Here is a 10,860-nt window from a genome sequence, read left to right on the forward strand (position 1 = left end):
GAAATGGACAGGATGAGAAGTATACGAGTGCCTTCCTATTTCACCTAGCAATTTGCAGTTTTATTCATGGTAAATCCCGACTACAATGTGCTCGAAGCCTTCTTTATACCCTCCATTTTGAGAGAATTCATGACCTCATTACCCATAGAGCAATCACAGGAACCCTTGTTGTCACCTCAATCCGTATTAGAAGAAGTATTTGGCTACCAAGCGTTTCGTCAAGGGCAAAACGATGTGATTGATGCGACTTTATTGGGCCAAGATAGTCTGGTTATTATGCCAACCGGTGGCGGCAAATCTCTGTGCTATCAGGTGCCAGCGTTGGTGTCGCAAGGGATGACTCTGGTGATTTCACCATTAATTTCTTTAATGAAAGATCAGGTGGACCAGCTGAAAGCCAGTGGTGTCAGTGCAGAGTGCATCAATTCAACCTTGAGTCGTCAAGAGCTGGTCGATATTTATGCGCGTATGCACGCCGGGGAAATTAAGCTTATCTATGTCTCTCCTGAGAGAGTGCTGATGGCCGACTTTATCGAGCGGCTGCATCATTTGGATTTGAGTTTGATTGCGGTGGATGAAGCGCATTGTATTTCTCAGTGGGGGCATGATTTTCGCCCGGAATATGCCTCGCTTGGTCAGTTAAAAAAAGCCTTTCCTTCTGCACCCGTAATGGCGTTGACCGCGACTGCGGATGAGGCCACACGGACCGACATCATACAACGATTGCAGTTATCGCAGCCTCTTACCTACTTAGGCAGCTTTGATAGAGCGAACATTCGCTATAATTTGGTCGAAAAACATAAGCCTGTCAGCCAAGTGGTTCGATACTTGGCGACGCAAAAAGGCCAGTGTGGAATCATCTATTGTGGTAGCCGAAAAAAGGTTGAGATGCTCACCGAAAAGCTACAAAACAATCACCTTAGGGTGGCGGGCTATCACGCGGGTATGGAAGTGGATGAGCGCAAGCAAGTCCAGGAGGCTTTTCAAAAAGATGATATCCAAATCGTGGTGGCCACAGTAGCGTTTGGCATGGGGATCAATAAACCCAACGTGCGATTTGTTGTCCACTTTGATATTCCACGCAATATTGAGTCCTATTACCAAGAAACGGGCCGGGCTGGACGAGATGGCCTGCCTGCTGAGGCGCTCATGTTGTTTGATCCTGCTGACATTAATTGGTTACGCAGAATGCTCGATGAGAAAGACGACAGCGAACAAAAGCGAGTTGAAGCGCATAAGCTCACCGCCATGGATGCGTTTGCGCAAGCTCAGACCTGTCGAAGGCAAGTATTGTTAAACTATTTTGGTGAGTACAGAGACAAGCCTTGCGGCAACTGCGATGTCTGTTTAGATCCTCCGAAACGATTTGATGCCACCGTCGAGGCGCAAAAAGCATTGTCTTGTGTCTATCGTGTCGGGCAAAGCTTTGGTATTGGCTATGTCGTGGAAGTCATGCGTGGGATGCAAAATATTCGTGTTCGAGAAAATCGCCATGACGAGCTTTCAACTTACGGCATCGGCAAGGAACACAGTCACGACTACTGGGTCAGTATTTTTCGCCAGCTGATCCACAAGGGCTTGCTTAGCCAAAATATTACCCGCAACTCCACTTTGCAGTTAACAGAAGAAGCGCGCCCATTATTGCGTGGAGAAATGAATCTCGAATTGGCTGTGCCGAGGCTGGATATGGCAACCAAGACATCCAAGCAAGACAAGCTTTCCAGCAAAAACTACGACAAAAAATTGTTTGCCATGCTGAGAAAGTTGCGTAAATCGATAGCCGATGAAGATGGATTGCCGCCCTATGTGGTGTTTAGTGATGCAACCTTGGTCGATATGGCGGAAATTCTGCCTACTTCATATGGTGAGATGTTAGCAGTCAATGGCGTTGGGCAAGTGAAGCTAGAAAAATATGCCGACCCTTTTTTAGATGTTATTCAGGAGTATTTAACCCAGCATGGATAAACCCAAGTTTCAGTTTGGTTTACATGAGTTTGAACCTTCATCTGGCCGCATTATTTTGCAGGCACCCAGCTTTGATTACGACAGTTTCCCGCAGGTTGGCGTCTATTTTGTTGAACTGATCTCCGCCACCATTGTGGAGAGGCAAGCGGACGCCGATGTTCACTCTTGGCTGATTGACTTTGAAGGTTGTCAGTTATTTTTGAAAGCGGAGCATTACAGTGAAGTCATGTGGCTCGAAGCGCTTTGCGTGAATGATAGCCAAGAAGAACTCGAGTTTTTGGCTCAGCTTTTAGGTAAAGGTATATAGCTAATCCAGATAGCTGGTATTGTGCGGATAAGATATTGCGGTCGTATAAGGCTAATGTATAATCTTCGGCCGATTTATTATTGAAGGCACTGATTGTTGTCATTGTGCCTAACTTGGGTTCCCTAACCCCAACAAGCAAAAAGGTACAATATGAGCCAGTTTACTCTTCAGCAACAGCGCAAAGCGCTTGGTTACTTAGTGTTGTTTCACTTAGTTGTTATCGCATCAAGTAATTATCTTGTCCAATTACCCTTCACTCTGTTTGGTTTCCATACCACTTGGGGAGCCTTTACTTTCCCATTTATCTTTCTTGCCACGGATCTGACGGTACGTATATTTGGTGCGCCGATGGCTCGTAAGATTATCTTCTTGGTCATGATACCAGCGTTGGCGGTGTCGTATTTCTTGTCGGTTGTGTTTTTTCAAGGTCAGTTTCAAGGGCTGCAACACTTATCTACGTTTAACTTGTTTGTCGCTCGAATTGCGGCCGCGAGCTTTATGGCGTATTTGCTGGGGCAGGTCTTAGATGTGCATGTGTTTAACCGTTTACGTCAGTCGAAAAGCTGGTGGGTTGCACCGACCTGTTCAACCATTATTGGTAATGCACTCGATACGTTGTCGTTCTTTTCGATTGCTTTTTATCATAGTCCGAACGCATTTATGGCGCAGCATTGGAAAGAAATCGCCATGGTGGACTACAGCTTTAAACTGTTAATCAGCCTAGGCTTATTTGTGCCAATGTATGGTGTATTACTGAATTACTTGGTGAAAAAACTCACGACCATCAATCCAAAATTCAGGCTTGAAGGTATGGCCAACCAGCAGGCGTAAGCGATCAGTAGAGGTTTGAAAAATGCCCCAAGGTGAAATCTTGGGGCATTTTTTATTGGGCTTGTATGGTCAATGGCCAGCCTAAGTCGGTTTGACGATTCGCTTCCATTTCCAGCTCTGCCTTAGTGAGAGGGTTGGCCTCTAACCAAGCCGATGGCAGGGTGAGCACGAGTTGGTCTTGCTTACTGACCAAGCTGTAGTTTGGCTCTAGTCTAGGATTTCTCCTGTGGGTAAGTAGTACGGCCAAACGCAATAACCTTAAAGCTCGAGTGGCGCTTTCAGTAGAAATCGCATGTTGCTCTGGCAGCGGGGTAAGCTGCTCACGATAGCGCAGTACTATATCTGACAGTAAGCGCTTTTGCGCGCGAGTAAAGCCGGGAAGATCTAGGCTTTTTAACAAATACGCGCCATGCTCTGCGCCTTTTTTATAGTCAATGGACAAGCCCAGCTCATGAAACTTGGCAGCTGCGAGCAACAATGCCTTCCCTTGTGGCTCGGGTAACCAATCGGAGCTGCATTGACTAAGCAGGCGCTCAGCCATATTGGCTACTTGGTTGGCGTAGTGAGTATCTATCTGAAAGCGTGAGTGGACACTATGAATCGTTCGACCTCGAATATCATCACAGCGAAGATCGTCGGCCATATCGTAAACCAGACCTTCACGTAGTGCGCCGCCTGCAAGTGTCATCGAATCGATGGCAAACAGCTCAAAAATAGCAATTAAGATGGATAAGCCACTAGGAAAAACCAGCGCTCGTTCAAAGGTAAGCCCTTTAATGTCTAACTCTTCTAGTTGCTCTGCGAGCATGGCTTGATTTTGCAGGCGCTTGAGCTTACTTAACGTGATAAGTTCATCCATGCCTTGAGCCAGCATGATTTCCTGGATGGCTTGAACAGTGCCACTGGCACCAACGCAGGCATCCCAGCCGATATCTTGATATTTGCTAACGATAGGTTGAATGATCGATTTGGCCGCCTCAATCGCGTGATTGAAATTGCTTTCGTTCAATTGCCTATCTTTAAAGTAATTCTCCAGCCAAGTGACACAACCCATCTTTAGGCTAGTCAATGCCTTGGCGGTAAAACCTTCACCTATGATTATTTCGGTGCTGGCGCCGCCAATATCGACCACTAATCTGCGCCCCTGTCCACCAGAGGTGTGGGCGACTCCTTTATAGATGGTCTCGGCTTCTTCTTCGCCTGATATTACTTCGATATCTTTGCCCAATATTTCACTCGCTTTTTTGAGGAAAATATCAATGTTTGTCGCGGTTCTTAGCGTGGCGGTGCCGACAATACGAATATTGTTGGCAGGGATATCTTGTAGCCGTTCGGCAAAGAGACTTAGGCAATCCCAACCTCTTTGCATCGCTTCAATGCTTAACTCGTGGTGTTCATTTAGGCCAGCGGCGAGGCGAACTTTACGCTTTATTTTCGCGATCGTCTGAATACTGCTGTAAACATGCCTGACGACCAGCATATGAAAGCTGTTCGAGCCCAAATCGATGGCCGCATACAGCGAAGAAGAGGCGAGATTACTCATAGGTCAATTATGCTTCCTTGTTTGGCCTAGGTTGACGTGGCCGACGGTTATTGGACTTTTTGTTTCCTGAACGAGTCCCGCCAGTATTGGTCCGGCGCGATTGAGAGTTGCGAGAGCGCATGCGAATTGGCGCTGGCAAATCTTCAATCAAGGCTGATGCGTCATAGTCAGAGACTGGGATGGTATGTTCGATGTATTCTTCAATTGCGGGAAGGTTGATGGCGTACTCCTCGCAAGCAAAGCTAATTGAGTGACCACTTGCGCCAGCGCGACCAGTTCGACCAATGCGGTGTACGTAATCTTCACAATCGTCGGGAAGATCGTAGTTAAAGACATGCGTTACTTGTGGAATGTGTAATCCACGTGCAGCGACGTCGGTAGCAACCAGAATATCGACTTCACCACGGGTGAACTGTTCGAGAATTTTCTCGCGTTTTTTCTGCGGAACATCACCGGTCAGTAGACCAACACGTAACTTATCGGCGGCGAGGTGGCCCCAAATGAGTTCACACTTTTGCTTTGTGTTGGCAAACACAATCGCTCGATCTGGCCATTCTTCTTCAATAAGCGTTTGCAGTAATGCCATTTTGTGTTGGTTAGATGGGTAGAATAGCTCTTCTTGAATCCGGTGCCCGGTTTTTTGCTCAGGTTCAACTACGATATGTTCTGGGTTGTGCATATGCTCAAAGGCCAGCTCTTGCACTCGATACGACAAAGTAGCAGAAAATAGCATGTTCAAGCGCTCTTTAGGCTCAGGCATGCGTCTAAACAAGAAACGAATGTCTTTGATAAAGCCCAAATCAAACATTCGATCGGCTTCATCTAACACCACGGCTTCAATGTGATTGAGATTGAAAACGCGCTGTTTGTAAAAGTCGATAATACGCCCTGTAGTGCCAATGAGCACATCGACGCCGCCTTCAAGCTTGGCAAGTTGCTTATCATAGCTTTCACCGCCGTAGGCCAGTGCGGTTTTTATACCTGTGCTTTCAACGAGTGGCAGCGCATCTTTATGGATTTGAATCGCCAGCTCTCGAGTTGGGGCCATAATAATGGCGCGTGGTTGGCTACTTTTGTTGTCATCCTTGGCATTATTTAGCAAATGATTGAAGGTTGCAGTGAGAAACGCGAGCGTTTTACCTGTCCCGGTTTGGGCTTGGCCTGCAATGTCTTGGCCGGCGAGCAGTACCGGCAACGCTAGGGCTTGGATTGGGGTACAATATTCGAACCCACTTTTTTCCAAACCTTCAACAACTTGGGCGTTCAATCCCAAATCAGCGAACTTTTGCTCTGTGATATGCGTCTTTTTCATCTCTATAGAATATCAGCTTAAGCTTGCAATACGAAAGTAAATACATTCCAATAGGGCATCTAATTACTGCTTATAATATAGCTAGACCAAGAAAATACTTTGGAGTCGAAGATGAGCGAAAAGATTTTGCAGCTAACTGATGCTGGTTTTGAAAGCGATGTAATCAACGCTGCAGGCCCTGTTCTTGTTGATTTCTGGGCGGAGTGGTGTGGCCCTTGCAAAATGATTGCACCTATTTTGGACGAAATTGCTGATGAGTACGAAGGTCAACTGACTATCGGCAAACTTAATATCGATCAAAATGCAGAAACCCCACCAAAATACGGTATTCGTGGTATCCCAACGTTACTTCTGTTTAAAGACGGTGAAGTAGCAGCGACTAAAGTTGGCGCTCTATCTAAAACTCAACTCAAAGAGTTTTTGGACGCTAATCTTTAATCCACTTACCAGTAAAGCCGTGCAGATCAAATTGCACGGTTTTATTTTTGAAGAACAACTAAACCTAGACTAGTCTGTAAATTAGTGATAGTTTATCGCACGTTAAATAAACAAGCGTTCACTTCTTGGTCAATCCATAGACCAAATTCATCTTAACTTAACCAACAGATCTTATTTTGACTAAACAAGCATCCACCACCATGAATCTAACAGAACTGAAGAACAGAGCTGTATCCGATCTTGTCAAACTTGGAGAAAGCCTAGGCTTAGAAAACCTAGCTCGCTTAAGAAAACAAGACATCATATTTTCCATTTTAAAAGCACATGCCAAAAGTGGAGAAGACATTTTCGGCGACGGTGTTTTAGAGATTCTTCAAGATGGTTTTGGGTTTTTACGTAGTGCGGACAGCTCTTATTTAGCTGGGCCGGATGATATCTATGTATCGCCTAGCCAAATCCGCCGCTTTAACTTGCGTACTGGTGATTCCATCGCTGGCAAGATTCGCCCACCAAAAGATGGCGAACGCTATTTCGCGTTACTAAAAGTCAACACGGTTAACGATGACAGACCAGATAACGCACGTAACAAGATCCTATTTGAAAACCTGACGCCTTTGCATGCCAATGAAAGAATGGTGATGGAGCGTGGTAATGGTTCTACAGAAGACATTACCGCACGCGTATTGGATCTTGCTTCTCCAATTGGTAAAGGTCAGCGTGGACTGATTGTGGCGCCGCCAAAAGCAGGTAAAACAATGCTTTTGCAAAACATTGCTCAAAGCATTGCGCACAATCACCCAGAGTGTGAGCTGATGGTTCTGCTGATTGATGAGCGTCCAGAAGAAGTGACCGAAATGCAGCGCCTAGTAAAAGGCGAAGTAGTAGCTTCAACCTTTGATGAACCAGCCTCACGCCACGTACAAGTGGCAGAAATGGTGATTGAAAAAGCGAAACGTTTGGTTGAGCATAAGAAAGATGTCGTGATATTGCTTGATTCTATTACTCGTCTTGCTCGCGCTTACAACACGGTTGTGCCTTCTTCCGGTAAGGTGCTGACTGGTGGTGTAGATGCCAATGCACTGCATCGCCCAAAACGTTTCTTTGGTGCAGCTCGAAATGTCGAAGAAGGTGGCAGCTTAACCATCATCGCAACCGCTCTGGTTGACACGGGCTCTAAGATGGATGAAGTGATCTACGAAGAGTTTAAAGGTACAGGTAACATGGAACTGCACCTGAACCGTAAGATTGCCGAGAAACGAGTATTCCCTGCTATTGATTTCAATCGTTCTGGCACTCGTCGCGAAGAATTGCTAACCAAAACGGATGAGCTGCAAAAAATGTGGATTCTACGCAAGATTGTTCACCCGATGGGAGAGATCGACGCCATGGAATTCTTAATCGACAAACTCGCGATGACCAAAACTAACGATGAGTTTTTCGATGCAATGCGTCGCCAATAATTAGCGATAAGCAATGAAGCTTTACAACGCCATCTTGATGCAAGATGGCGTTTTTTTGTTTTGGAGAAGTGGGTTATTCAATCCGACTCACAGTAAAACGCTCACTGGCAGTACAGATTTTGTTATACTGCGCGCAGTTTTGATATTGAAATAAAGACCTATGAGTTTTAAAGATCTACGAGATTTTATTGACCAATTGGAAAAAAAAGGTCAACTCAAACGTATTTCACACCCCATCGACCCTCATTATGAGATGACGGAGATCAGTGATCGTACGTTACGAGCTAATGGCCCGGCGCTACTGTTCGAAAACCCCATTGGCTATGATATACCGGTTCTAACCAACCTATTTGGTACCGCAGAACGTGTCGCTTTGGGTATGGGCAGAGAAGATGTTCTCGAATTGCGTGAAGTGGGCAAGTTGCTCGCCTACCTAAAAGAGCCTGAACCGCCAAAAGGTTTTAAGGACGCTATCGATAAATTACCAGTGTTCAAACAAGTGCTGAACATGCCTGCTAAGCGGCTGCGCAAAGCGCCATGCCAAGACATAGTCTGGCAAGGTGATGAAGTTGATCTCGATAAGATACCAGTGATGAGTTGTTGGGCCGATGATATCGCGCCACTTTTGACTTGGGGGCTGACGGTTACAAAGGGGCCGAATAAGAAACGGCAAAACCTGGGTATTTATCGTCAACAAAAGCTGAGTAAGAACAAAGTCATTATGCGTTGGCTAGCGCATCGAGGTGGTGCGCTGGACATGAAAGACTGGATGGAATCCAATCCAGGTGAGCCATTTCCCGTTTCTGTTGCCTTTGGTGCCGATCCCGCCACTATATTAGGCGCGGTAACGCCTGTACCGGATACATTATCAGAGTACGCATTTGCTGGGCTATTACGTGGTAGCAAGACGGAAGTGGTGAAGTCAGTTAGCAATGAGCTTGAGGTGCCAGCCAGTGCAGAAATAGTAATGGAAGGCTACATTGATCCAGATGAATACGCCGACGAAGGTCCATATGGCGACCATACGGGGTATTACAACGAGAAAGAAAAGCACCATGTCTTTACCATAACGCACATTACAATGCGTAAGGACCCTATTTATCACAGCACCTATACTGGAAGGCCACCCGATGAGCCTGCCGTGTTAGGAGTTGCACTCAACGAAGTGCTTGTACCTATCCTGCAAAAGCAGTTTCCAGAAATTATCGATTTTTATCTTCCCCCAGAAGGCTGTTCGTATCGTATGGCAGTGGTGACGATGAAAAAGCAATACCCAGGACATGCTAAGCGTGTGATGATGGGAGTATGGTCTTTCCTACGCCAATTTATGTATACCAAGTTTGTTATTGTTTGCGATGACGATGTCAATGCTCGAGATTGGAACGACGTAATATGGGCCATCACCACCAGAATGGATCCGGCTCGAGATACGGTAATGATAGAGAATACTCCGATTGACTCATTGGACTTTGCATCGCCAGTTGTTGGTCTAGGCTCTAAAATGGGGTTAGACGCCACCAATAAATGGCAGGGAGAAACGCAAAGAGAGTGGGGTATCCCTATCAAGAAAGATCCTGAGGTAGTGGCAAAGGTTGATAAAATTTGGCAAGAGCTCAATATTGTATAGTTCAGGCGTCAGTGCGCTGACGCCAAAATTATCGCTTTTATTGGTAACATTGAATAAGAAAAGTAATACAGATAGAGGGCCAGTGATATTCCAAGGAAGTCTTGGCCATAGCTTACTGAGCAGTAAGCCCGAGGAAGAAGATGTCTATTAAGTGTAAAGTAAAGTCTATTCAGCAGTTGGCTTGTAATACGTTTCAAATATTGCTGCACCCAGAATCTCCAGTTGAGTTTAAAGCTGGACAATATTTGATGGTAGAAATGGGCGAAAAGGATAAGCGACCATTTTCCATTGCAAGCAGTCCATGTCGACATCAAGGAGAGCTTGAGCTTCATATTGGCGCTTTTGAGCATAATCACTATGCGATAGAAGTGGTTGAGAAGATGAAACGCGCGCAGATAGACAATGGCGATGTAATTGTTGATGCGCCCCACGGCGAGGCCTGGATTCGGGAAAATAGCGATCATCCACTGCTGCTTATTGCTGGCGGCACAGGGTTTAGTTATGTGAGATCGATACTCGATCACTGCATTAGCCAAAATAAGAGTAACCCGATTTACTTATACTGGGGCGCTAAAAATCAAAAACAGCTCTATGCGATAGAAGAGTTGCACAACATCGCTGAAGCACACAGCAATGTGCACTTTATTCCTGTGATTGAAGAAAAGGATGCTCAGTGGGCTGGTAAAGTGGGTAATGTGTTGCAAGCGATTTGTGAGGACTTTGACACGCTGGCGGGATATGACATCTATATTGCAGGGAGATTTGAAATGGCAGGTGCTGCCAGAGAAATGTTCACTCAAAACAAACAAGCGAATAGTGATTGTATGTACGCAGACGCGTTTGCTTTTATATAGTCTTAATGTGAGCACAAATTGATAGAAAAATGGCCATCTCGATGCAATTACCATCAAACGCTCTAATTTCACAAAATAAATCAAAAAAGGGCTTGCGCTTCTTTTTAATCTCCCTATAATGCGCCTCCGTTGACACGGCAAAGCCCTCAGGGCGGCGAGAGGTCAGTAGGCGGTGAAAGCATTGAGGAATCAGTCTTCTACCATTATCGAAATGTTATTTTTGATAATAAAAGTGGTTGACACTGACACTTAACTCGCTAGAATGGCCGTCCGCTTTGAGATGAACTTCAAAGCACGCTCTTTAACAATATAAACCTATCAATCTGTGTGGGCACTCGTTGATGGTAATCAACTAGCTTCTTAGGAAGCAAAATGGTTTCAATGAAACGAAGTGACCATTCGAATTGGGAAGCAGCCTTGAGCTGTTTTGTTTCACTTTTTCAAAAGTGAAAACCAATAAGAGCACAGTCAATTCAAACATTACTTATGTAATGTTCAGTATTCATTGAGCCTCCCTTTATTG

9 protein-coding genes are annotated in these 10,860 nt (G+C 45.5%); 7 read left to right on the top strand and 2 right to left on the bottom strand.

Translation table 11 applies throughout. From position 1 onward, the window contains the following. Nucleotides 1-129 precede the first annotated feature (129 nt). The 3 genes from recQ (at nucleotide 130) to M9194_RS15975 (ending at nucleotide 3,103) form a co-directional block, all read left to right on the top strand. Nucleotides 130-1,965 (top strand): ATP-dependent DNA helicase RecQ, encoded by a 1,836-nt coding sequence (recQ, locus tag M9194_RS15965; RefSeq protein ID WP_250613682.1) that lies wholly within the window; start codon nucleotides 130-132, stop codon nucleotides 1,963-1,965. Continuing rightward, nucleotides 1,958-2,272, top strand: a complete 315-nt coding sequence (locus M9194_RS15970) for a DUF3630 family protein (RefSeq protein WP_250613683.1) — start codon at nucleotides 1,958-1,960, stop codon at nucleotides 2,270-2,272. The genes recQ and M9194_RS15970 overlap by 8 nt, the downstream gene beginning before the upstream one ends. Nucleotides 2,273-2,422: 150 nt before the next feature. Beyond that, nucleotides 2,423-3,103: a 7-cyano-7-deazaguanine/7-aminomethyl-7-deazaguanine transporter gene (locus M9194_RS15975; protein WP_250613684.1), complete on the top strand. Its 681-nt coding sequence runs from the start codon at nucleotides 2,423-2,425 to the stop codon at nucleotides 3,101-3,103. 52 nt (nucleotides 3,104-3,155) lie between these two features. On the opposite strand, the gene gppA is transcribed toward M9194_RS15975, so the two are convergent. Continuing rightward, nucleotides 3,156-4,646, bottom strand: coding sequence for a guanosine-5'-triphosphate,3'-diphosphate diphosphatase (gene gppA / locus M9194_RS15980; protein ID WP_250613685.1), 1,491 nt, complete (start codon nucleotides 4,644-4,646; stop codon nucleotides 3,156-3,158). A 7-nt stretch (nucleotides 4,647-4,653) separates the two neighbouring features. Next, nucleotides 4,654-5,958 (bottom strand): ATP-dependent RNA helicase RhlB, encoded by a 1,305-nt coding sequence (gene rhlB / locus M9194_RS15985; RefSeq protein WP_250613686.1) that lies wholly within the window; start codon nucleotides 5,956-5,958, stop codon nucleotides 4,654-4,656. A gap of 111 nt (nucleotides 5,959-6,069) precedes the next feature. Between rhlB and trxA the strand changes: the two genes are divergently transcribed. From trxA to fre, 4 genes are all read left to right on the top strand, one after another. Then, entirely contained in the window at nucleotides 6,070-6,396 is a 327-nt protein-coding gene (gene trxA / locus M9194_RS15990; protein ID WP_250613687.1) for a thioredoxin TrxA, read from the top strand. A 200-nt stretch (nucleotides 6,397-6,596) separates the two neighbouring features. Continuing rightward, the gene (rho, locus tag M9194_RS15995; RefSeq protein WP_250613688.1) at nucleotides 6,597-7,856 is read left to right on the top strand and encodes a transcription termination factor Rho; all 1,260 of its coding nucleotides are present in this window, start codon (nucleotides 6,597-6,599) and stop codon (nucleotides 7,854-7,856) included. A gap of 160 nt (nucleotides 7,857-8,016) precedes the next feature. Further along, nucleotides 8,017-9,483 (top strand): 4-hydroxy-3-polyprenylbenzoate decarboxylase, encoded by a 1,467-nt coding sequence (gene ubiD, locus M9194_RS16000; RefSeq protein WP_250613689.1) that lies wholly within the window; start codon nucleotides 8,017-8,019, stop codon nucleotides 9,481-9,483. Nucleotides 9,484-9,623: 140 nt separating this feature from the next. Beyond that, nucleotides 9,624-10,337, top strand: a complete 714-nt coding sequence (fre, locus tag M9194_RS16005) for an NAD(P)H-flavin reductase (RefSeq protein WP_250613690.1) — start codon at nucleotides 9,624-9,626, stop codon at nucleotides 10,335-10,337. Nucleotides 10,338-10,860 lie beyond the last annotated feature (523 nt).

It is taken from the genome of Vibrio sinus (assembly GCF_023634645.1).
Classification (GTDB): Bacteria; Pseudomonadota; Gammaproteobacteria; order Enterobacterales; family Vibrionaceae; genus Vibrio; species Vibrio sinus.

What these genes read in the sequence shown, in the direction of transcription:
- gppA (WP_250613685.1), bottom strand. Translation starts at nt 4,646, where the DNA reads ATGAGTAATCTCGCCTCTTCTTCGCTGTATGCGGCCATCGATTTGGGC.
- recQ (WP_250613682.1), top strand. Translation starts at nt 130, where the DNA reads ATGACCTCATTACCCATAGAGCAATCACAGGAACCCTTGTTGTCACCT.
- fre (WP_250613690.1), top strand. Translation starts at nt 9,624, where the DNA reads ATGTCTATTAAGTGTAAAGTAAAGTCTATTCAGCAGTTGGCTTGTAAT.
- rho (WP_250613688.1), top strand. Translation starts at nt 6,597, where the DNA reads ATGAATCTAACAGAACTGAAGAACAGAGCTGTATCCGATCTTGTCAAA.
- M9194_RS15975 (WP_250613684.1), top strand. Translation starts at nt 2,423, where the DNA reads ATGAGCCAGTTTACTCTTCAGCAACAGCGCAAAGCGCTTGGTTACTTA.
- M9194_RS15970 (WP_250613683.1), top strand. Translation starts at nt 1,958, where the DNA reads ATGGATAAACCCAAGTTTCAGTTTGGTTTACATGAGTTTGAACCTTCA.
- rhlB (WP_250613686.1), bottom strand. Translation starts at nt 5,958, where the DNA reads ATGAAAAAGACGCATATCACAGAGCAAAAGTTCGCTGATTTGGGATTG.
- ubiD (WP_250613689.1), top strand. Translation starts at nt 8,017, where the DNA reads ATGAGTTTTAAAGATCTACGAGATTTTATTGACCAATTGGAAAAAAAA.
- trxA (WP_250613687.1), top strand. Translation starts at nt 6,070, where the DNA reads ATGAGCGAAAAGATTTTGCAGCTAACTGATGCTGGTTTTGAAAGCGAT.